This window comes from Mesobacillus selenatarsenatis SF-1, assembly GCF_000813125.1.
Taxonomy (GTDB): Bacteria; Bacillota; Bacilli; order Bacillales; family Cytobacillaceae; genus Mesobacillus; species Mesobacillus selenatarsenatis.
In genome coordinates, this window is record NZ_BASE01000012.1 from 57,654 (window position 1) to 76,825 (window position 19,172).

At 38.0% G+C, this 19,172-nt stretch carries 29 protein-coding genes; 10 read left to right on the forward strand and 19 right to left on the reverse strand.

What is annotated here, in order from left to right; genetic code table 11:
• The first annotated feature begins 63 nt into the window (after positions 1-63).
• The 4 genes from TY49_RS02605 to TY49_RS02620 all read left to right on the forward strand — a co-directional run bounded on the left by TY49_RS02605 (position 64) and on the right by TY49_RS02620 (position 3,348).
• Complete coding sequence (locus tag TY49_RS02605; protein ID WP_041964341.1) at positions 64-1,110, forward strand: NAD(P)/FAD-dependent oxidoreductase; 1,047 nt, start codon at positions 64-66, stop codon at positions 1,108-1,110.
• A gap of 21 nt (positions 1,111-1,131) precedes the next feature.
• On the forward strand, positions 1,132-1,884 hold the full coding sequence (locus TY49_RS02610; protein WP_052442061.1) for a hypothetical protein: 753 nt from the start codon (positions 1,132-1,134) through the stop codon (positions 1,882-1,884).
• Between the two features lie 99 nt (positions 1,885-1,983).
• Positions 1,984-2,922 (forward strand): endonuclease I family protein, encoded by a 939-nt coding sequence (locus tag TY49_RS02615; protein WP_052442062.1) that lies wholly within the window; start codon positions 1,984-1,986, stop codon positions 2,920-2,922.
• Between the two features lie 180 nt (positions 2,923-3,102).
• A complete protein-coding gene (locus TY49_RS02620) occupies positions 3,103-3,348 on the forward strand; it encodes a DUF2164 domain-containing protein (protein ID WP_041964342.1) in 246 nt (81 codons plus the stop codon).
• A 92-nt stretch (positions 3,349-3,440) separates the two neighbouring features.
• Here the strand turns inward: TY49_RS02620 and TY49_RS02625 are convergent, their stop codons facing one another.
• Entirely contained in the window at positions 3,441-3,980 is a 540-nt protein-coding gene (locus TY49_RS02625; protein ID WP_041964343.1) for a hypothetical protein, read from the reverse strand.
• 172 nt (positions 3,981-4,152) lie between these two features.
• On the opposite strand from TY49_RS02625, the gene TY49_RS02630 reads away from it, so the two are divergent.
• A complete protein-coding gene (locus TY49_RS02630; RefSeq protein ID WP_041964344.1) occupies positions 4,153-4,923 on the forward strand; it encodes a FixH family protein in 771 nt (256 codons plus the stop codon).
• A 216-nt stretch (positions 4,924-5,139) separates the two neighbouring features.
• On the opposite strand, the gene TY49_RS02635 is transcribed toward TY49_RS02630, so the two are convergent.
• Both TY49_RS02635 and TY49_RS02640 read right to left on the reverse strand, forming a co-directional pair.
• Complete coding sequence (locus tag TY49_RS02635) at positions 5,140-5,901, reverse strand: PAS domain S-box protein (RefSeq protein ID WP_041964345.1); 762 nt, start codon at positions 5,899-5,901, stop codon at positions 5,140-5,142.
• Between the two features lie 567 nt (positions 5,902-6,468).
• Positions 6,469-7,161, reverse strand: a complete 693-nt coding sequence (locus TY49_RS02640) for a DUF421 domain-containing protein (RefSeq protein WP_041964346.1) — start codon at positions 7,159-7,161, stop codon at positions 6,469-6,471.
• 249 nt (positions 7,162-7,410) lie between these two features.
• On the opposite strand from TY49_RS02640, the gene TY49_RS02645 reads away from it, so the two are divergent.
• Positions 7,411-8,160: a L,D-transpeptidase family protein gene (locus TY49_RS02645; protein ID WP_041964347.1), complete on the forward strand. Its 750-nt coding sequence runs from the start codon at positions 7,411-7,413 to the stop codon at positions 8,158-8,160.
• Positions 8,161-8,205: 45 nt separating this feature from the next.
• Here TY49_RS02645 and TY49_RS02650 read toward each other — a convergent pair whose 3' ends face one another.
• The 3 genes from TY49_RS02650 to spxA all read right to left on the reverse strand — a co-directional run bounded on the left by TY49_RS02650 (position 8,206) and on the right by spxA (position 9,505).
• Positions 8,206-8,538 carry an IDEAL domain-containing protein gene (locus TY49_RS02650; protein ID WP_041964348.1) on the reverse strand — a complete coding sequence of 111 codons (333 nt, stop codon included), beginning with the start codon at positions 8,536-8,538 and terminating at the stop codon, positions 8,206-8,208.
• A gap of 73 nt (positions 8,539-8,611) precedes the next feature.
• On the reverse strand, positions 8,612-9,031 hold the full coding sequence (locus tag TY49_RS02655) for an RrF2 family transcriptional regulator (protein WP_041964349.1): 420 nt from the start codon (positions 9,029-9,031) through the stop codon (positions 8,612-8,614).
• Positions 9,032-9,109: 78 nt separating this feature from the next.
• Positions 9,110-9,505, reverse strand: a complete 396-nt coding sequence (spxA, locus tag TY49_RS02660; RefSeq protein ID WP_041964350.1) for a transcriptional regulator SpxA — start codon at positions 9,503-9,505, stop codon at positions 9,110-9,112.
• 237 nt (positions 9,506-9,742) lie between these two features.
• Between spxA and TY49_RS02665 the strand changes: the two genes are divergently transcribed.
• The 3 genes from TY49_RS02665 to arr all read left to right on the forward strand — a co-directional run bounded on the left by TY49_RS02665 (position 9,743) and on the right by arr (position 12,226).
• Positions 9,743-10,615: a LysM peptidoglycan-binding domain-containing protein gene (locus TY49_RS02665; protein ID WP_041964351.1), complete on the forward strand. Its 873-nt coding sequence runs from the start codon at positions 9,743-9,745 to the stop codon at positions 10,613-10,615.
• Positions 10,616-10,725: 110 nt separating this feature from the next.
• Positions 10,726-11,370: a hypothetical protein gene (locus TY49_RS02670; RefSeq protein ID WP_041964352.1), complete on the forward strand. Its 645-nt coding sequence runs from the start codon at positions 10,726-10,728 to the stop codon at positions 11,368-11,370.
• Positions 11,371-11,809: 439 nt separating this feature from the next.
• On the forward strand, positions 11,810-12,226 hold the full coding sequence (gene arr, locus TY49_RS02675; protein WP_041964353.1) for an NAD(+)--rifampin ADP-ribosyltransferase: 417 nt from the start codon (positions 11,810-11,812) through the stop codon (positions 12,224-12,226).
• A gap of 126 nt (positions 12,227-12,352) precedes the next feature.
• Here arr and TY49_RS02680 read toward each other — a convergent pair whose 3' ends face one another.
• The 5 genes from TY49_RS02680 to TY49_RS02695 form a co-directional block, all read right to left on the reverse strand.
• Entirely contained in the window at positions 12,353-12,544 is a 192-nt protein-coding gene (locus TY49_RS02680) for a hypothetical protein (RefSeq protein WP_041964354.1), read from the reverse strand.
• A gap of 98 nt (positions 12,545-12,642) precedes the next feature.
• Complete coding sequence (locus tag TY49_RS24875; RefSeq protein ID WP_198135574.1) at positions 12,643-12,786, reverse strand: hypothetical protein; 144 nt, start codon at positions 12,784-12,786, stop codon at positions 12,643-12,645.
• Positions 12,787-12,821: 35 nt separating this feature from the next.
• On the reverse strand, positions 12,822-13,271 hold the full coding sequence (locus TY49_RS02685; protein WP_041964355.1) for a hypothetical protein: 450 nt from the start codon (positions 13,269-13,271) through the stop codon (positions 12,822-12,824).
• Positions 13,272-13,424: 153 nt separating this feature from the next.
• Positions 13,425-13,610: a DUF4177 domain-containing protein gene (locus TY49_RS02690; RefSeq protein ID WP_041964356.1), complete on the reverse strand. Its 186-nt coding sequence runs from the start codon at positions 13,608-13,610 to the stop codon at positions 13,425-13,427.
• Between the two features lie 75 nt (positions 13,611-13,685).
• Complete coding sequence (locus TY49_RS02695; RefSeq protein ID WP_041964357.1) at positions 13,686-13,895, reverse strand: hypothetical protein; 210 nt, start codon at positions 13,893-13,895, stop codon at positions 13,686-13,688.
• 451 nt (positions 13,896-14,346) lie between these two features.
• Between TY49_RS02695 and TY49_RS02705 the strand changes: the two genes are divergently transcribed.
• A complete protein-coding gene (locus tag TY49_RS02705) occupies positions 14,347-14,661 on the forward strand; it encodes a hypothetical protein (RefSeq protein WP_041964359.1) in 315 nt (104 codons plus the stop codon).
• Positions 14,662-14,704: 43 nt separating this feature from the next.
• On the opposite strand, the gene TY49_RS24495 is transcribed toward TY49_RS02705, so the two are convergent.
• The 8 genes from TY49_RS24495 to TY49_RS25370 form a co-directional block, all read right to left on the reverse strand.
• Positions 14,705-14,845, reverse strand: coding sequence for a hypothetical protein (locus TY49_RS24495; RefSeq protein WP_156972587.1), 141 nt, complete (start codon positions 14,843-14,845; stop codon positions 14,705-14,707).
• 53 nt (positions 14,846-14,898) lie between these two features.
• Positions 14,899-15,183 carry a hypothetical protein gene (locus TY49_RS02710; protein ID WP_156972588.1) on the reverse strand — a complete coding sequence of 95 codons (285 nt, stop codon included), beginning with the start codon at positions 15,181-15,183 and terminating at the stop codon, positions 14,899-14,901.
• Positions 15,184-15,299: 116 nt separating this feature from the next.
• On the reverse strand, positions 15,300-15,932 hold the full coding sequence (locus TY49_RS02715; RefSeq protein ID WP_041964361.1) for a LysE family translocator: 633 nt from the start codon (positions 15,930-15,932) through the stop codon (positions 15,300-15,302).
• Between the two features lie 33 nt (positions 15,933-15,965).
• On the reverse strand, positions 15,966-17,204 hold the full coding sequence (locus TY49_RS02720) for a cysteine desulfurase-like protein (RefSeq protein WP_041964437.1): 1,239 nt from the start codon (positions 17,202-17,204) through the stop codon (positions 15,966-15,968).
• A 499-nt stretch (positions 17,205-17,703) separates the two neighbouring features.
• Positions 17,704-17,988 (reverse strand): hypothetical protein, encoded by a 285-nt coding sequence (locus TY49_RS02730; RefSeq protein WP_041964363.1) that lies wholly within the window; start codon positions 17,986-17,988, stop codon positions 17,704-17,706.
• A 220-nt stretch (positions 17,989-18,208) separates the two neighbouring features.
• Complete coding sequence (locus tag TY49_RS02735) at positions 18,209-18,397, reverse strand: hypothetical protein (RefSeq protein WP_041964364.1); 189 nt, start codon at positions 18,395-18,397, stop codon at positions 18,209-18,211.
• 123 nt (positions 18,398-18,520) lie between these two features.
• Positions 18,521-18,838: a hypothetical protein gene (locus TY49_RS02740; RefSeq protein ID WP_041964365.1), complete on the reverse strand. Its 318-nt coding sequence runs from the start codon at positions 18,836-18,838 to the stop codon at positions 18,521-18,523.
• Positions 18,839-19,009: 171 nt separating this feature from the next.
• Complete coding sequence (locus tag TY49_RS25370; protein WP_269745706.1) at positions 19,010-19,138, reverse strand: hypothetical protein; 129 nt, start codon at positions 19,136-19,138, stop codon at positions 19,010-19,012.
• Positions 19,139-19,172: the final 34 nt, after the last annotated feature.

The window sequence follows — 19,172 nt, forward strand, 5'->3', positions numbered from 1 at the left end:
ATCAATTTTTCCGTCAAATTTTTAAAAAATATCTAACTCAATACACTAATAGGAGTGTTTCCCATGGAAAACATTGAAATCTTTGACCTTACCATTATCGGTGGCGGGCCTGCCGGACTTTATTCCGCGTTTTATGGAGGTTTACGTGAGATGAAAACGAAGATTATCGAGGCACAGCCTGACCTCGGAGGTAAGATCCATGTCTACCCTGAAAAGGTGATCTGGGATGTTGGCGGAATCGGCCCTATCACCGGCGCAAACTTAATCAAGCAATTAAAGGAACAGGCGATGACCTTCAATCCAGAGGTTGTAGTGAATGAAAAAATCGAATCCATTAGCAAGGATCAGGATTTATTTTTACTAAAAGGTGCTTCAGGAGAAATTCACTATTCGAAGTCTGTCATCGTTGCGATTGGAAGCGGAATCTTAAAACCTCAGAAACTAAATCTTGAGGGTGCGGAAAAATTCGAGGTCTCAAACCTCCACTATATGGTCAATTCTCTCAAATATTTTAAGGATCGGACGGTTGTTATCTCTGGAGGCGGCAATTCGGCGATTGATTGGGCGAACGCGCTCGAACCTGTTGCAAAAAAGATCTATCTAGTCCACAGAAGAGATTGCTTCTCTGGCCATGAATCTCAAGTGACCCAGTTGATGAACAGCTCTGTAGAATGTGTGTTTCATTCGAGCATTACTAATTTAATTGCGGACCAAAGCCGCTCATCTATCGGTTATGTTGAAATAACCAATCAGAATTCTGGTGAAGTCCATCGCCTTTCTGTTGATGATGTGCTCGTCAATCACGGTTTTGATCAGGACGCATCATTACTAAAAAATAGCGAAATGGAACCGAAGCTGATTGATGATTTTTACATTGATGGAACTGCAACAAGTGAAACCTCCGTGCCAGGCTTATTTGCAGCAGGAGATATTTTAAAGCACGAAGGAAAATTGAACTTGATTGCCGGGACATTCCAGGACGCAGCCAACGCAGTCAATAAAGCAAAACAGTTCATCGAGCCGGCAGCTTCCCAAGCGGCAATGGTATCATCCCATAACAAAGTATTTTCAGAGAGAAACAAGGAAATGATTCTTGAGCTGATTAAGTGATTTTTTAAGGAGGGAAGTCTCTTGCGTGAAAAACAAACTGAAAAATTGCTGACGGACTACCATCTGGAAACTTTTCTGGAGTGTCCGTACAAGTTTTACCATCGATTCGTGGTTGGCAAGAAGATCAGCGAGTATAGTTGGCGCGAGGCAGTACAAAATTCAGTTAATCTCATTGTCCATCAATACTATAGCCTTCCGACTAAGGCCAGGAGTAAGGTCACCGTCCTAAGATTGATTCAGCAGTACTGGGACCAGATCCCTCTTCATTTATTTCAGGATAAGGCTCATTACTACACAATTCTAGCAAAAACAACGGACCATCTGCTACAGTCTTTAACGAGTAGGGAAATCAAGAGCTCCCCTCTCTTCCTGTATGAACAATTTCAAACTTCCTTAGATGAAATCAATGTTTCGATTAGATTTGAGGTAGGAAATTGGAGCGACCGTAGTTTCACCGTATCCAAATATCTGCTCGAAGCGGATGAATCGATGGTCCATCTTTATACATATTTAACCATTCTTTTCTCCAATCAGGCATTCGGCATGCTTCCTGAGAAGGTAGAAGTAATCACCCTCCTTGATGGCAAGCATTCTCAATATTATCCAGATGAAAATGATGTCCAGCTTGCTAAAGCCTACTTTAATGAACTTAAAGAAAATATTAGCAGGCCTAAAGAATACTTTAAGGACTGCAATGAATGTGTTTTTGAGCATGGTTGCAGTTTAAAAAATGACATAAAAGTCGTTGAGAAGAAACCTGGTTACTTGCATTAGGTAACTCTTTGTTCCGTCATTTTTACTTCCTATCTCTTTGAAGGACAGTCCTTTTAGGGGTAAAATGGGTATAAAGATAACGAGAATGAGGAGACTTCCATGTCTAAGTTTAAAAAACAGCAACGTCAAGACCGCTGGGATCATAAATACGATTCCCTCGATTTGAAAAAGCTGCTGACAATCCTGAAGGAAAACCGGAGGAACATTCAGAGTAACCAGCAGCTCTATTATGATCCAGACCAGGATGAGCTGGATATTAAAGACTATTACCGGGGTGCGCAGAAGCTGGATTTGTCAGGTCTGGCCCTCTTTTACAAATTCCATACAATCGTGTTCCAATCTCATAAAAATCAGCTGCCCTACTTCCTGGCAAAGGATTTGTATTTGTACACCTGGGTCGATTTATATCCGGACGGTTCCGCAAAGAGTGTCTATTCCAGCCAGAAGAAGGATCCGGAGTCATTGTTGATTGAGGATAACGAAACACTGAGGGAAAAATACGATGAGTTCAGACGGCGATCACGCAAGATTCAGGTGAATGGCTTTGATTCGATCAAGGATTTGAAGGTTTTTGAGGACCATTTCAAGATGAACACAGAACATATTGTGCCGCAGTCCTGGTTCGAGGGAGCCGAGCCGATGAAAGGCGATCTACACCACTTGTTTGTCTGTGAACCTGATTGCAACATCTCGCGCTCGAACTACGCATTTGCCGATTTTGATTTTTACAATCCGGAACGTGACGATGAACCAATTCAAAATAACTGCGGAGTCACAACAGGCTTCGAGTTCGAACCTGAACACGGCAAAGGAGCCTCCGCTCGAGCCATGCTTTATTTTTTCCTGAGATATCCTAAAAGAGTAAAGAACGAATTCAAAAAGAAAGTAGATATCCCGCTGCTGGTCCGCTGGAACAAAGAATTCCCGCCCACCCTTTACGAACAGCATCGCAATCAAGCTATCTACTATATCCAGGGAAACCGGAACCCGTTCATCGATTTTCCGGAATTGGCAGAGAAGATTGAGTTTCCATGGTAAAGGCTGAACCAGATTTTTGTTGGTTCAGCCTTTTATTTGTTTACAGATTTTCTTTGCCCTATTGTACCCTGCATCTACATGGTCTCAATTGACATAAATAAAGAAAAAAATAAAGACTGTAATTTAGATAAATTTATAGATAAAGTGTTCCTTGTATGAATTCGAGAGGAGTGGTCTGCTATGTTTTATAAGTTTAAAAAAGAGCAGCAGCAAGAAATGATATCTGATATCCAGAGGTTTTTTTCAGACGAAAGGGATGAAGAAATTTCGGAATTTGCAGCTGAAAGAGTCCTTGACTTCATTAAAGAATCACTAGGACCCCACTTTTATAACGCAGCTGTATTAGATGCCATCCAAGTTGTAAACCAACAATATTCTTCTATGGAAGAAGAAATGTTGACGTTGGAGCAGCCTATTAGAAAGTAGTACATACATGAAACCCAGCCATTGTGAGCCGGGTTTTCCTATCAAAATTGATATGTCTTTAAGTTTTAATTCCAGTTGTTTGGCAAGTACGATTATTCACCTTGATCAGCAAATGAATTAGCTATTTCAACAAATACATCAGTAGGAACTCGGTTTGATACTCTTTTATCAATGCTCAGAATATACTGCCAGCCATCCCTTTCAAAGACCAACAAGTTGAAACCTGAGACATCTGTATAAATGGCATCGTTTCCATTCTTTAATTTAAATACGTTCTTAGCCTTCAGTGGGATCTTATATTTAGCAGGACGAACATTAATTTTATAATGGTGTTCAGCCGACATATCACTAATTAATTCGATTTCTAAAGAGTCATTTATCTCCCCTTCTAAATCATTGAACCTTCCAAAATGATGCGTAAAGTCAATAGGTGGCACTCTCAAAGGTAACTTTAAATCCTGATTGAAATGATGTTCAAATTCTTTCACTGACTCTTCAACTGTTTTATAGCCTATTTCTGGGTAGATTTCTTCCAATGGCCTTGGCTTATCATTACTCGCATTCGCTGTTCCACTATGTATCCAAAATAATATGATACTTAATATAAACAAATGGAAAAACTTCTTATGCATCTACCTCACCCTAATTTATATTTGGGTTATTTTTCCCGATTAAACCGTATCTATCCCTGTCCAGCGCTGTTTATATAAAACTTTTACGCCCCTGCATATTTTCATACATTTATCACATTTACACCTTATTATTATTGAGAATTTAAATGACGAATGAATGGAGTCTAACATCATGAAGAAAATATTATTCTTTTTTATAATCATTCTGTTTCTGATCACAGGCTGTTCGTCTGGCCCGGATCCCAAAGAGGAATCGCTTGATAACGTCCCCGAACTATTGGAGGTCTCAATTATCACTCCTGAAAATATCGAGGCCAATGAGGAGATTACAATCAAAGCAGAGGTAATTCAGGGAGAGGAAAAAGTCATTGATGCAGATGAGGTGAAATTTGAAATCTGGAAATCTGGTCAGGAAAACCATGAAATGATACCGGCACAAAACGAGAAAGATGGCACATATTCCATCAAGAAAAGCTTCAGCGAAGGCGGGAAATATTTCATTGTGGCTCACACAACAGCAAACCGGATGCATAGCATGCCAAAGAAGGAAGTAATTGTGCTGGGTGTTGACTCAGACCATGAACACACTGCTGACGAGGAAAATGAAAAAGATGATCAACATTCCAATCATGGTCATAACGACCACCATAATAGCGAGGCAACCTTCGATTTCCATGCTCCTTCAACGATAAAAAACAACAAGCCTACCGAGTTAACGGTTAAGATTGCTCAGGAAGAACAGCTAATTACTGGTGCTGTAGTCCGTTTTGAAATCTGGCAAGAGAACGATACGAAGCATCAATTCATCGAAGCGAATGAAAATTCATCAGGAACTTATTCCGCTGATTTCAGCTTCCCTGGTAAAGGGCATTTTATAGTGAAAATACATGTGGAAAAAGGAAATATCCATGACCATACAGAGAAAACGGTAGAAGTTGAATAAAACCCATCTCAAAATAAAAAATGCTCATTTACCTTTTTTAAAAGGCATGAGCATTTTATCACACTTGTTATATCTTCCGTATTTAATAATTTAAATTAATGCAGATGGTTATTCAAAATCATAACAACGGCAGTTGAACGATCCTTATTCACCTTCTAATGATAAAGGTCAATAAAAATTGACGCCATTTTTAGGAATCAGTGAATAAATCGGCCTTTATTTTGTATTATTCAGCCCTAAAAAATATAAGGCTTCTTTAACACCGGAAAAAGTTTTTACGTTTTCTAAGTTGATGCCAAGTTTAACTGCTTCTACGGCTAATTCTGGCCTTACCCCTGTTATGATGCACTTTACACCAATTAATTTTAGCACATTGCTGAGTTTAAAAAGAGAATCAATCACTAAATTATCAATTTTATAAATTCCTGAACAATCTATAATCAAACTCCTTACTTCTTGCTCTTGAACATTGGCTGGTACTAATTCTAAGAGTTGTTCTGCTCTATCTTGATTTATTGCTCCCAACAAAGGAAGCACAGCAATGCCTTTTAAAAGGGGTACAATATTTGACGCTAACTCATCTATTTGTCTATTCATTACATATTGTGCTTTTTCTTGCTGTTTTCTCTCCGTGATGTCTTTTACATAAGTTTGAATGGCCTTTGTTTCCCCTATCTTAATAGGGTGACAATATAACTCAACCTCAACTTGGGTTTCATCCATTCTATATATAGTTTCCTCAATAAGCTCTGCTGGTTCATTATAAGCCCCGGATATTCTTTTTGTAATTGCGGGTTTAGAAGAGTCTTTAAAGATATCCAACGGACTTGCCCCAATTACTTCGTCTCTTGAGGCTCTAAAAAATTTTTCTGCAGCTTCATTTATATATATGATCTTCAGTTGCGTATGAACAATTAGCGGATCCAGTGCATATTCAATTACTTCCTTGTAATCAATACCTTCAATGTTTTCACTCATTACATCACTCCCTAGACAAAGGGTAAATCATTTTATCGTTGTATACAAGGAGAACCACTTTACCATTAAATTTAAAATTGACCTATCCTAATTCGAAAGAAGGCAAAAAGCCAGCAATCAATTTACTATTCTCTACAGTTATCCCCCCGTAATTTACGATTGGGTTGGAGTCGGAATATGTATATTAACCCAAAACTCCCCCTTTGTTGTAAACTGAATAGCAGACAGCAAAAAGCTGAACCTACTTATCATTCATAGGTTCAGCTTTATTGTGCTTTTACCGTTAATTATTCGAAATTTAACGGTTGGTACCAATATTTGTACGGTTGGCTCATTTAATTATACGGTTAGCGCAAATAATTTAACGGTTGCAGAAGATTTTTTAACGGTTAGGTCCATTTTATCCTCGTTGTTCCTCTTTTAATCCTGGTTAAACATGATTTAATCCCCGTTGACCCAATTTTAATCCCCATTGAACATGATTTATTCCCCGTTGACCAAATCTCCACAAAGATGAGTGGGGTACAAAGTCAACTAGCAATAAAAGAAAGCTGACTCAGCTACTGCTCAGTTCGCCTTCTTCTCATATTCCAACACAAAAAGCGGTTCATTTTCCATCCACTCCGCGAATAGCACATCTTCATAATGGTGGATTTTTTGCTTCTCTAATTCATTTTTCAGCCACTGTTCGTCCAAGCCTGCTTCTTTAAGATTTTCGCGAACTACTTCTCCATCAAGAATCATATTGACTGGCAAGCTTGGATCCTCTGCTTTGATTTTCATATCGCTATTTTTAGGTGTGTCATAATCTGCTTTTGGCAGGACACTGACCATTCCATTCGTTTCGATGATCGCGTATTCTACTTCGCGTAGTGAAAAGTAGCCTTGCTGTCTGACAAGACTCTGCAGCTGGTTGATATCCAGCTTGGCTTTTTTCAAAGCTTCGAATTTAATCTTTCCTTTTCGGACCACAATGTTCGGTTCGCCCTCCAGTAACTTCCGCGAACGTATGAACTTTTGTGTAACCGTCTCTGTGACATAAACAAGCACTCCCCACAAGGCCACGGCAAAGGCGATTTCGCCTATTTTTACTTCGTGATCATAGATGGCGTTTCCCACCAACTCACCAAGGATGATTGCTGAAATAAAGTCAAACGGAGTAATCTGGGAAAATTGCGTCTTCCCTTGTAATTTTGTCATGATAAATAGAAATACAAATCCGCTCACCAATTCTACGGCAATTGATAAATAATGATTCAACACTCCCACTCCTTCCTTACCCATTATGGGAAGATTTACAGAAGTTGAATCGTTTCCCTTCAAAAAAACTCCATAAACCGACAAATAACTCGATTTTTTGTCGCGCGATTTATTTCCACATAACGGTAAAACATGTAACTTTTATGAGAAAATATCGTTTATAAGTTTGAGAATACAGATTCTTTATTGCACGGCCGTAGCCCATATCCGAAAGATAGGCCCTGCAATTGAAATCAAGGAGGATAGGAAATGAAAAAGTTGCTGGTTTCGATGATGCTTCTATTGTCGCTGCTGTTCTTTGAGGCACCTGCAGAGGCTGCTGGCGGTGATATGATTATCATCAATAAGTCTAACAATCAACTGGCTTATTACAAAAATAATAAACTGGTAAAAACGTTTAAGGTGGGAACTGGGCGAAAAGCTTCTTATACGCCTGAGGGCAAGTTCAAGATCGTTAACAAAATCAAGAATCGCCCTTATTACAGCGGAAATATCCCAGGCGGTGACCCTAGGAACCCGCTTGGCGACAGATGGCTCGGCATTAATGCGAGGGGAACATGGGGAACAACTTATGCCATCCACGGCAACAATAACCCTAAGTCAATCGGCGGATATGTGAGTGCCGGTTGCGTGCGAATGTATGACAACGAGGTTCAGTGGCTTTATGATCAGGTGAAAGTCAATACTCCGGTTGTCATCACCACTTCCAAAAAGTCCTTTAACGCAATCGCATCCGCTAACGGATATAAGGTAACAGGCCAAGCCGCAGTTCCAGTCATCGCAGCACCAACAAGCACTGTCCTAAAAAAAGGTATGCGTGGCGCAGAAGTGAAGCAACTGCAACAGGCCCTAACGAATAAAGGCTACAGCACAAAAGGAATCGACGGAGTTTTCGGGCCAGCTACAGAAGCCGCCGTAAAGAAATTCCAAAAAGCGAAGAAACTCAAGGTTGACGGTGTCGCCGGGCCAGCCACCAAAAAGGCGCTGGGAATGAAATAGCAAAAAGACGGTCCTCCATTATATAGGAAGGACCGTCTTCATTTTTTAAACACCCTTGACTAATTCTCTCATCGAATTCAGCTGTTCAGACAGCTCCAGGAACCATTCTTCATCCCCAGTTGCAAGCGCTAAATCAATCAGATTTTGTATTTGTGCCTTATTTTTCACTTTAGGGTCAGGCAGTTTTTTTACTCCATTTGTGGAAATTGGAATTATTTTGCCAACCATGGATTCATCATCACTTGATGTAATCGTTGCATTAACCTTTTCGTCCAGAATATCAAGGGACTCTATATATCCGATGAATAATTCACCATCCCGGGATTTCCCCTTTACCCAATCGCCTACTTTTAAAATACTGTTATTATTGGACAACATATAAGTCACCTCATTCATTTAATCTGTAATATTTTTCATTACATTTATCGCCTAAGAAGAAGATACTCTCTCCTTAGTCGCAGTTCGTTTCTTTTACCAGGTCCACTATTTCTTTGATCGAATAGTGCTTCAAATATTCTCCCAAGTGTTCTTCAGCACCAAGGAAAATAGCAAACAGAACCCTGTGCATATTCGCTCCGACGACACATTTCTCATTAGAGTCAGGACACTTTGGCTGTAGTGCACCTTCGGAAGTAAGTTTATATATATCCCTGAGGTTTACTTCATTTAAATCGAGCGCAAAAATGAAGCCGCCGCCGGTACCTTCTTTTGATTTGATAAAGCCATGTTTTTTTAACAAGCCCAGCACTTTGCGGATACGCACAGGATGAACCCCTGCACTCTCTGAGATCGCTTCGCTTGTCGACATTCTGTCCGGCTGAAGTGCAAGCAGGGTTAAACTGTGAATGGCCAAGGTAAAATCGCTGTTCATTGCCTGCCTCCTAACAAAAGTAACTATTTATTATGCTATATATTACCTTTCATCCAGTCCGATTTAAAGCAAAAGCACCTAGGTCGCAATACTATCCAACTCTAAGCCAGTAAATGTACGTAGCTTGCGCGGCAAGAAGCTTCGAATTTCTTCTTCATTGTAGCCAACCTGCAGCCGTTTATGGTCCTGGATAATCGGGCGGCGCAGCATTTGCGGATTTCTCCTGATTAGTTCATATAATTGATTCAGTGGAAGAGAGTCAATGTCCATATCCAGCTGCTTATAGGTTTTTGAGTTCGTCGAAATAATCTCTTCTGTTCCATCCTCTGTCAATCGAAGAATCGATTTAATTTCGTCAACAGAAAGTGGATCTGATACAATATTTCTTTCAATAAAATCAATTTGATGTTCCTGCAGCCATGCCTTGGCTTTCCGGCAAGACGCACAGCTTGATGTGATATATAAAGTAACCATGATCAACAGCTCCTCCGCCTAACTGTAATAATAAAAATTACAGATAAACAACAATAGAATCTTTTTAGATATAAAAATACCGATACTGTAATATTAAACTTTACAGTTAGCAATGTCAATAGTAGTTTCAAGGGTTTCCCCCTTTACACCACCCATTTTTCCCTCCATCTAAAAATAGGCTTATCCTTTCGAAACTCTGGTGCAATCATCTCGTCAAACTATTTGAGGTGATCAAAAATGAAGAAGACAAAACGTTTCATGCAGCTCGGGTTGGGCATCTTGTTGATGGTTTCATTACTCTTTTTCGCCAACGGGTTTGGTTATGCAGATGACCATTCTCTGACTGTTAAAAAAGGTGATACACTTTACAGCATTTCAAAAAAATACAACCTGACTGTCCAGGAGTTAAAGGAGTTCAACGGGTTAAAGAACAATACCATATATATTGGCCAAAAGCTGCTGCTCCCTGGCGTGACAGAATCGGAACCGATGTATGCAGTTGTCGGTGGTTCTTTTACCAAGAAAGACAATGCAACAAAGCAAATCGCTAATCTTAAAAAGAAAGGAATTGAAGCTACGTTCGTTACAAAGGTCATTAATGAAAAAACTTATTACCGTATCCAGGCTGGTGTTTTTTCAAAAAAAGGTAATGCCGAAAAGCAGAAAGAGCTGTTGCGTAAAAATGGGATTAAAGATGCCTATATTGTAACAAGTAAAAATCTACATGTTAATGGTGTCCACGTTGGCTCCACATACAGCCAGCTACTGCAGCAATTCGGAAAGCCGGTAAAAACAGAGGACCAGTTGAATATCCGGTCGCTGTATTACAATGGTGAGGGTGCAGGAGTTCGCGTGAATTTCAACATGGAGAATGGCTCCGTATTCGGCCTGCAAGTCTATCCGGAATATTTACAACTTAGCTCCCTTCCGAAAGACAAAAGTCAGATTATCGATGTATATGGATACCCTAATCAAGTAAAGACCGTCTCTTGCTACGAAAGTGCGTCTTGCGGCCAATTCATCTATCAATTTAATAAGAACAATTTAATCATCCAGTTCGATCGCGATGGAAAAACTGTTCAGTATTATGATTTAAGTAAATTTCATTAGCTTAGAGGCCGCCATTTGGTGGTCTTTTATTTTGCAATTTTGGATAAAAGAAATGCCTTGTATTAATAATAATGGAGGACGTTATTAACCTACAAAGGAGAATGTGTAGCATGAAAAAAATATTGGTGATGGGTTTTATTTTATTTTTATCGATGAATATGATGGCCGGATCACCCCCTGCCTACGCTAAACCACAGCACAAATGTATTACCCAATCTGAGGTAAAGTTCGAAAATGATTTCCGTCGACTATGGGTCGACCATGTATTGTGGACAAGCAACTATATTACAAGTGCCACGACAGCAGGTGCAGAGGATCAAAAAGACGTGCTTGAGAGGCTTCTAAGAAACCAGGAGGACATCGGAAATTCAATCAAACCGGTATATGGAGAGGCAGCCGGAAACAAACTTACGGACTTGCTTAAGGAGCATATAGTTATTGCCGGTGGTATAGTTGAAGCAGCTAAAAGTGGAGATAAAGCAAAGCTAGATCAGCTAAACAAAGAATGGTATAGAAATGCTGACGATATCGCCGCTTTCCTCAGCAAAGCCAACCCAAATCTAAAAAACGAAGATGTAAAGAAGTTACTGTATACCCACCTGGAAATGGTTGCAGATGACCTTAACGCAAGCTTGAAAAAAGATTGGCAAGCAAGAATTGTTTCCATCGACGACGGAATGACTCACATCATCATGATGGCCGATGCCATATCAGATGCAGTTGTAAAGCAGTTTCCGGAGAAGTTTAAGAAATAGTTTGTAACGGTGAAATATCAATAACACAACAAAAAAGCCTGCAATTCCTCTTACGGTGCAAATCCTATAAATAACTTAAAATGGCCTGCCCAAACTCACATCAGTTTGTGCAGGCCATTTTTCTATTCAAATCTATCTCCTACATAACTGCATCGTTTGATTATTATGGAATTCAATAAAAGGCGGTCAATCCTTCCTGATCAACGCACCCTATTGCTAAATATCAATTTATAAGGATAAAACCATATGTTTTCCAAAAATCCGCAATAACCCAAAATGGTGGTGATAAATCAAAACGTACATAGTTGATAATTTCGTTCGAAATCATTCTCTCTACTTACATTATACAACTATTTATGAATTATTTATAGACTACTCTTTTAGTAATTCCAATAATATACTGATATACACAAATCCAAAAATTAAGAGGTGGATAAATATGGATGCCAATAAAGATGTCTTGGATCATGGTCCTTTTTTTCATGGTACTAAAGCCGAATTAAAAATTGGAGATTTATTAGAATCACAACACCTATCAAATTACCAAGATAAAAAATCTAACTATATATACTTTACTGCAACATTGAATGCTGCTAAATGGGGTGCTGAATTAGCAACATCTAACTCAAAAGAAAGAATTTTTATTGTAGAACCATTAGGTGAATTTGAAAATGATCCAAACCTGACTGACAAAAAATTCCCCGGTAACCCAACACGTTCTTATAGGTCTAAATCTCCTTTAAAAATAGTAGCTGAATTAAGTTCATGGCAAAGACATTCCGATGAAGAAATAAATCATATGCTTGCAACTTTAAAAATGTTACGCGAACAAGGAAAAGCTGTAATATATGATTAATCTTTAACATCTTTAAGAAAATGTCTTAGGAGGACCAAATGAATTTGCTTTTCCAATTGGTTATCGCTTTCGGCTTTTGTACGCAAAGATGTGCAAAAGCCGGGGCTTGAATATTGCCCTAACTCACTAGCTTATGCTTTGTTTCTTTTTACTCCTTTTTAAAATTGAATTACCGATTAAACCAATCCATAGGGATGCCAAAAACCAACTTTTATTTCTATCAAAAAATTCTCTTCCAATATTGAAAAATGCCAAAGTAACAGCTACTACACCGATAATAGATAAAGTGTAAAATAACCAACTCAACTTAAGTTTCATTTTGTACCTCCCAATAATGTAACTTAACTTCTCATTGATCCAAACGTATTTCAACGAGAAAAAGGCATCAATCCTTTTATGATCAACGCACTTTAAGTTTAAATCTTAAAATTTGCTATGAACTCCCCAACATTAATTCCCAGACGATAGGATCCATACCAAATCCAAAATGTAATTAACAGAGTTGTGAGGACAGGATGCTCTTCAGTTATTCTTTTCAGTTCTTTTGAAAAATCAGCCATCTAATCAGTCCCCTATCATGGATTTAAAATTCCCTTTAATTTTTCACTTCAAAATTAATTGGTGCAGTACTCAAACTGAACTGATTTGAATCAACCGAGAAAGGTGAAGTTTGAACAAATGCATCATATTTTCCTTCTTCAAGATTGATACCATTTAATGTTTGAGAAAACTTTTCTTCTTTTTTCATAGTTGTTTTAATATCATTAAAGTCAATTTCTTCAATTACATTTCCACCTTCATAATTTCTAATTACGATTGTGATTGTAGGTTCAGAAGTAAACTCTATGTCTTTTTCACCAATATATTTTAAGTAAGCACTAATTTGTATGTTTTCGTCTTCTTGGTATAGTTTCTTATCTCCCTCTATAACCAAGCTGAATTGATCTGTTTTCTTTTCTTCTTTAACTGGCTCATTTGATGAATTGCTATAACAGCCAACCAATAATAAAAAAATACCTATAAATATAAATACAATATTCTTCACATGTACCCCCCCTTATAATCTCACACATGTTATATTTTACCATAATCCTATTGTTCCTTTTAAACATAGCTGCTTAACTAGTTCTTACACTCTAATTCTAAAAAAAGAGCGTCAATCCTTTCTGGATCAACACCCACATACATTCTAATTTCACTAATCCTGAATAAGTCTTTCAAAGATGATTTCATAAGATCTTGGTTTTCCGTTCCCATTGTACTCCAAGGGTAATACTTGTACTAATCTCCACCCATCAGCTGCATATTCAATAATAGTTTCCCTATGTGTTGCTGAAGAAAAAAATCCCCCTAGAGAAGTCTCTACAAATATATATTCGTACATTATATGTACCTCCAAATCTTATATTTTCAATTCAACATCTATATCACAAGTTACATGTCAATGACCAGACAGTCCTTATTCTTTGTCCATCTTTTCAATCCTCTGCCGATGATTTACATCAATAACAATTTCACCAACTCCCATTGCAATTAATCCATTCAGCAAAGCAAATAACAGAAGTGCTATATCTCCACCACTATCTGAAAAAGAAACCATTATTATCCCTAATACACTAAAGAAAACAAAAGCCACTCCTAATAAATATAAAGCACGGCCAATAAACAATTTTTTCACCTCTTCGTAATTCATTCTTCTCGTTGGTTCAATAAGTTCAACGTCGAAGGTTGTAATTCATTCATGTCTCTATACAGCCATTTATTAAAAAGAAGATTCACCGTTTCTTCTTGACCAATTCAATTAAATAGAAGACTTGTGATATTAGAAATGATAGAAGAATGACAATTATTGTTCCTAACGTTAATACCATCTCTTCTGCTGGATTGCCACCGACCATAAAGAATGATGCAAATGTAAAAAAGAATATCAGACTTACCATTAGAGTTAAGAAAAAAACGCTAACATACTTTGACACAAAAACCCCCCTCTATAACAAAACATAATTTATATTTTCTAAAAGTCGCTGCGTACTTTTTTTGTACTAATCACTACATAGTTATATAAATCAATGGACAGGCATATTGTTTAAATGAAACTTCAACAAAAGGAGCCTATAAAATTGAAACGAATAATCGCCTTATCAGGTTTACTGCTACTCTGTATTTATTTGGTCTATAACAGTCCTCAAATATCCCAGAAATACTCTCAAATAGAGTCCTTAGAAACAAATGCCAGAATTGGCACAACTGATGACCTCCTGGAAACGATCATACCTGAATTTGAGTATGTACATGAGAAAGGTAAAGACAAAGAAGTGGATGGTTATATCGTTGAAACTCACAGGGAGTATGAGATTTTCAGGGATGAAGATGGTAAGATTTTAAAACAGGTCCCAACTTCAAACTTTGAATATATTAGATATAAAAAATACTAATTCACTTTGGGTGCCCAACCTATTGTTGGTGAACTAACATACATTAGTTAAAAATGATGTTATACAAAATAAACGCGACTATAATCCCAATTACAACAAAACCGCCAATTGTTGGACTCCCAAAAAAGGTTCTGTTCCAACCATCTTCATTATTTTTACTATGATCTTTGTTTTCCTTATTCATGAGTCCATATCCCCCTATATTTGATATGTTAATTTTATAAAACGCTGTTTTACTTACCCTATAATTTTATATCGATTTTCCACCTTTTTGTATGGGATCAAAATATGAGGCTGGCCAGGAGGTGTAAAATCTTCTATGCCTGTTTGATTAACATCGGGAGCGAAATATTTTCGGCCCCATTTTTTAATGCCATCTCCAGTAATACCTTTTTTGATGATTCCTTTTTTGGGCCTGCCAAATGGAGCAATATTCCTAAAGGCAAGACTGGAATATTCAGTGTAGAATACCATATCTTCGACCATTTCAATTTTATATAAGATTTTCTCTGTGCCTATCATTCTTTTCACCTACAAAAAAATATGTAATATTTTGTATACGATTAAGATGAAGAAAAGTTTCTAAAAATACACAAACGAGAGCCTGGAAATAACCAGGCTCATCTATTTTCATTTTATTAAGTCGCTTTCGTCTTCAGCAGCTGGATGCCCATTCCGATAAAAACAATTCCAGTCAAACGGTTTAAGACCGTTCCGGCTTTTGCATTTTTCCTTAGCCTTGTTGTTGCCATCGAGGAAAAATAGGCAGTAAGCAGACACCAGATTCCACCGGTCAGCGTGAAGGTCATTCCAAGGATGATGAATGGTATTGGGCTTGCAGTTCCTGCATCGGCCTGAATAAATTGTGGGAGGAATGCAAGGAAAAACAAAGCCACTTTCGGATTTGTTACATTCGTGATCATGCCTTGAAAAAAGATCTTTTTATTGCTCTGGATTGGCAGGGATTTCTGTTCATTTGTCTTGCTCTTTGCCATTAACATTTGGATTCCCAGTAAAGCAAGATATATGGCTCCCGCAATTTTAATAGTTTGAAATAAAAAAGCTGATTGCGTCAATATGACTGATAAACCAAAAGCTGCAAGAAGTGTATGAACGACGATTCCAGAAGAAATTCCAAAAGCTGAGTAAATCCCAGCTGTGCTGCCTTGGGATATACTTCTGCTCACGATGTACATCGTATCTGTTCCAGGCGTTAAATTGAGCAGAATCGCTGTTACCAAAAACACTTCGAAATTACTAATCCCTAACATAAATCATCTTTCCCCTCTGTAAAAATCGTTCAATTAAACAACTTTCTGCTGATGCTGCTCGATGAAAGCTGCTAACGCTTCTTTGAATTGCTCTATTTCTTCTATCGTATTATATGGTGCCAGGCCGATTCGAACCCAACCGCCTGTTGGATAGACATCAAGAACCTCAGCCATCGTGGAAGCGTAAAAATCCCCATCTGCGACACACATATTGTACTTTTCCGCAAGCCATGCTGTCACCTCGCGGGAATGATGACCTTCTATTGTGAAAGCAAATGTTGGTGTCCTTCGACCGGAAGCCGCGCGATACAATGTCACTTCCGGAAGGCTCCTCAAAAAGCTTTCCACCTCGGCTGCAAGTTCATTTTCATATTCATCGATTGCATGCATTCCGGACAACAACCGTTCCCTTCTCGTTTCTCCATAACCTAATTCCTCAATGAAATGGATTGCTCCCATAATCCCGGCTATGCCCTCATGATTTTGAGTTCCGGTTTCGAGCTTGTAAGGAATCTCGACAGGTGCAGGCTTAAGCTTATAGACAGGAAGTTTTTCAAATAAACTCTCCCTTACGACAGCGATGCCAACATGCGGCCCGAAAAACTTATAAGCAGAACACAGGAGGATGTCACACCCTAGTTCCTGAACATCTATCGATAAATGCGGAACTCCATGAACAGCATCGAGAATTGCCAGGGCTCCGACTTCTCTTGCACGTTTTATAAATGGCTCTAAATCCGTTACAGTGCCCGTAACGTTCGATGACATCCCAGCTGCTACCAGCTTTGTTTTTTCTGTAATAATTTCTTCTAAGTCATCTAATTTTAAAGTGAAAGTTTCAGGATTCAGTTTAATGTACTTAACTGTGGCACCACGGTCCCTGGCAAGGGTAATCCATGGATCAACATTGGCACGGTGGTCCAGCTCTGTGACTACGATTTCGTCTCCCTCATTAATAAAACCTGCTAAACTCCGTGCAATTGCAAAGGCATGGGTGGTCATATTGGCACCAAACGCCACCTCATTCGCCTGGCATCCAAGCAAATCAGCGACAGCCTCCCTGGCTTCGTCCAGCAATGCATCCGTGTCAGCGCTGGTATTGAATGTCCCGTGAAGATTAGCCATTCCATTCCTTATGTACCGATACATCGACTCCATCGCAAAATCTACCATTTGTGTACCGCCAGGGCCATCAAAGTAAATCACCTGCTTGCCATCATCCTTGCGTCTTAGAGCAGGAAACCTCTCCCTAACCTGTTCAATCGGAAACATACTAGCCAACACGCATCACTCCTTAAAGAAAGATAACATCATTATGTCATAATTTTCAAAAAACTGCAGTTATAAAATTTCGACAAACGAAAGAGCCCGGTCATAGAATGGCATATAAAAAGCAAAAAACTCGCCTCAATGGACAAGTTTTATCAAATATTTGATGGGGAATTTCTAAAACAAATTTAAGTCCGACCAGATTGTGTCGATCTTAATCTCTCTTAGTAAAAGACATCCATATATTTAATCCTATCTTACACAGAATGTAGATTATAAAGAAGTTCACTAAAAGCGCCAACATGTTGACATCAATCCCGCCATATCCCCTTCCATGAATAGACAAAGACTGTAATGGTAAACCGTAGTATTTACCAGAATCATCGTGACCAACAGTAGGAACAAATGTAAGGATTATTGTTAGAACTAGTGATGTGATTTGCAACTTGTTGATTGTCCTCAATTTTTCATTGTCCATTTAAACCACCCCACTTATAAGTAATTATTTCTTACCTTTTAGTTCTAAAAGTATAGGTGCTATATTTAGTAAGATAGAAACAATTGTCAAAAACCATAATGCTCTTTCCATACCAGGTACCACATCCGATAAAGCTGCCCAATCTTCCACTTTTACCCACCGAGATACAAGGCTGTAGTCTGCACAAAGTGTTAATGCTGTAAATGATAAACCCATCGCCATAGCAAGCTTATAATCCTTTCCTGCTTTATAAATATAGAGATTTATAAAAGTTGCTACTATAGCAATAACCCCTAATATCACCCACATAACTATACCTCCATATATTTTCTTGTCCCGTAATAATACTAATGTGCTTCATCTAAATTTTTTGCATTACTTTTTTATTAGACATTAATACTTCTAGATTATTTTACAGTGAATACTCATTCCTTTTGTGATTTCTTACTGAATAAACCTGACCGTTAGTTCCATAAGAAATATTGATATTGACCTGGAGGCTTGATATCAAATAGGAATCCCAACCAATTTACGTCTGCCTATTTATAATGTGTTTAGATTCTTCCCTGTTTTGTTCTTCCGACTTTTGCTTTCTTAACTCTGTCATTTCTCTTTTCAATTCCTTTATTACCCTTGATTCATCTATACCTTTTGTAACGGCTGTTTTGACAATTAGATAAAATACAAATAAAAAAATTATGCCGTATAGTAATTCCATTTTAAGCCTCCCATCAGTTGCCTTTCTTATTTACCAAATATTTTCTACATAACTGCACCATTATCAATAATCATATGTTTTGTCTTATCGACAGCTCACAAAGCACTATTCCACCGTTTACAATTAACCATTTACCAAGTCATCATAATATTCTTTCGGATTAGCAATATTGTTTTCAATAAAAAATCTAGCCTGATGTTTGAACATATCTATATAAGAATGTCTATCCATACTTAAGTCTCCCAAATCACTAACGTCTCCTTGGACTTTTACAGTATCTGTTTTAAGTTCAACAAAAACGGTCATATAAGTTTTTTCTTTGTATGTAACAATACCGATTGCTTGTTGTTTCTCTAGATCTATATGAGGAAATTCGTGTTGTACTCCTGTCGATTTAAAAAGTGTATATCCAACATTAGATTTTTCAGCTTTATTATCCATTTTTCACCACCTCGTTTTTTATTAGATAACCTTTTTCATTGTCCGTGTACTTGTTCTATCCTGTTCTTTTTGCTGCATAAGGAGTTCAACAAAAAATGCGTTAATCCATCTTGGATCAACACATCAAACTATTTTACCAGTTCTGCTCTTTTTAGCCTCATGCGTTATTGGTTATTCACCTTTTGAACTTTGGAAAAGACCATCAATTACTCTAAATGTTACGACCACAACTGTAATAAATCCAATGACTGCAAAAACGCCTATTGTCCCTTGTATAAACATTTCATTTCCTATTTCCATTATTTTTATTTCCCCTTTTTCAATAACTTTGTAA

What these genes read in the sequence shown, in the direction of transcription:
- TY49_RS02605 (WP_041964341.1), top strand. Translation starts at nt 64, where the DNA reads ATGGAAAACATTGAAATCTTTGACCTTACCATTATCGGTGGCGGGCCT.
- TY49_RS02615 (WP_052442062.1), top strand. Translation starts at nt 1,984, where the DNA reads ATGTCTAAGTTTAAAAAACAGCAACGTCAAGACCGCTGGGATCATAAA.
- TY49_RS02620 (WP_041964342.1), top strand. Translation starts at nt 3,103, where the DNA reads ATGTTTTATAAGTTTAAAAAAGAGCAGCAGCAAGAAATGATATCTGAT.
- TY49_RS02625 (WP_041964343.1), bottom strand. Translation starts at nt 3,980, where the DNA reads ATGCATAAGAAGTTTTTCCATTTGTTTATATTAAGTATCATATTATTT.
- TY49_RS02630 (WP_041964344.1), top strand. Translation starts at nt 4,153, where the DNA reads ATGAAGAAAATATTATTCTTTTTTATAATCATTCTGTTTCTGATCACA.
- TY49_RS02635 (WP_041964345.1), bottom strand. Translation starts at nt 5,901, where the DNA reads ATGAGTGAAAACATTGAAGGTATTGATTACAAGGAAGTAATTGAATAT.
- TY49_RS02645 (WP_041964347.1), top strand. Translation starts at nt 7,411, where the DNA reads ATGAAAAAGTTGCTGGTTTCGATGATGCTTCTATTGTCGCTGCTGTTC.
- TY49_RS02650 (WP_041964348.1), bottom strand. Translation starts at nt 8,538, where the DNA reads ATGTTGTCCAATAATAACAGTATTTTAAAAGTAGGCGATTGGGTAAAG.
- TY49_RS02655 (WP_041964349.1), bottom strand. Translation starts at nt 9,031, where the DNA reads ATGAACAGCGATTTTACCTTGGCCATTCACAGTTTAACCCTGCTTGCA.
- spxA (WP_041964350.1), bottom strand. Translation starts at nt 9,505, where the DNA reads ATGGTTACTTTATATATCACATCAAGCTGTGCGTCTTGCCGGAAAGCC.
- TY49_RS02665 (WP_041964351.1), top strand. Translation starts at nt 9,743, where the DNA reads ATGAAGAAGACAAAACGTTTCATGCAGCTCGGGTTGGGCATCTTGTTG.
- TY49_RS02670 (WP_041964352.1), top strand. Translation starts at nt 10,726, where the DNA reads ATGAAAAAAATATTGGTGATGGGTTTTATTTTATTTTTATCGATGAAT.
- arr (WP_041964353.1), top strand. Translation starts at nt 11,810, where the DNA reads ATGGATGCCAATAAAGATGTCTTGGATCATGGTCCTTTTTTTCATGGT.
- TY49_RS02680 (WP_041964354.1), bottom strand. Translation starts at nt 12,544, where the DNA reads ATGAAACTTAAGTTGAGTTGGTTATTTTACACTTTATCTATTATCGGT.
- TY49_RS24875 (WP_198135574.1), bottom strand. Translation starts at nt 12,786, where the DNA reads ATGGCTGATTTTTCAAAAGAACTGAAAAGAATAACTGAAGAGCATCCT.
- TY49_RS02690 (WP_041964356.1), bottom strand. Translation starts at nt 13,610, where the DNA reads ATGTACGAATATATATTTGTAGAGACTTCTCTAGGGGGATTTTTTTCT.
- TY49_RS24495 (WP_156972587.1), bottom strand. Translation starts at nt 14,845, where the DNA reads ATGAATAAGGAAAACAAAGATCATAGTAAAAATAATGAAGATGGTTGG.
- TY49_RS02710 (WP_156972588.1), bottom strand. Translation starts at nt 15,183, where the DNA reads ATGATAGGCACAGAGAAAATCTTATATAAAATTGAAATGGTCGAAGAT.
- TY49_RS02715 (WP_041964361.1), bottom strand. Translation starts at nt 15,932, where the DNA reads ATGTTAGGGATTAGTAATTTCGAAGTGTTTTTGGTAACAGCGATTCTG.
- TY49_RS02720 (WP_041964437.1), bottom strand. Translation starts at nt 17,204, where the DNA reads ATGTTTCCGATTGAACAGGTTAGGGAGAGGTTTCCTGCTCTAAGACGC.
- TY49_RS02730 (WP_041964363.1), bottom strand. Translation starts at nt 17,988, where the DNA reads ATGTGGGTGATATTAGGGGTTATTGCTATAGTAGCAACTTTTATAAAT.
- TY49_RS02735 (WP_041964364.1), bottom strand. Translation starts at nt 18,397, where the DNA reads ATGGAATTACTATACGGCATAATTTTTTTATTTGTATTTTATCTAATT.
- TY49_RS02740 (WP_041964365.1), bottom strand. Translation starts at nt 18,838, where the DNA reads ATGGATAATAAAGCTGAAAAATCTAATGTTGGATATACACTTTTTAAA.
- TY49_RS25370 (WP_269745706.1), bottom strand. Translation starts at nt 19,138, where the DNA reads ATGGAAATAGGAAATGAAATGTTTATACAAGGGACAATAGGCGTTTTT.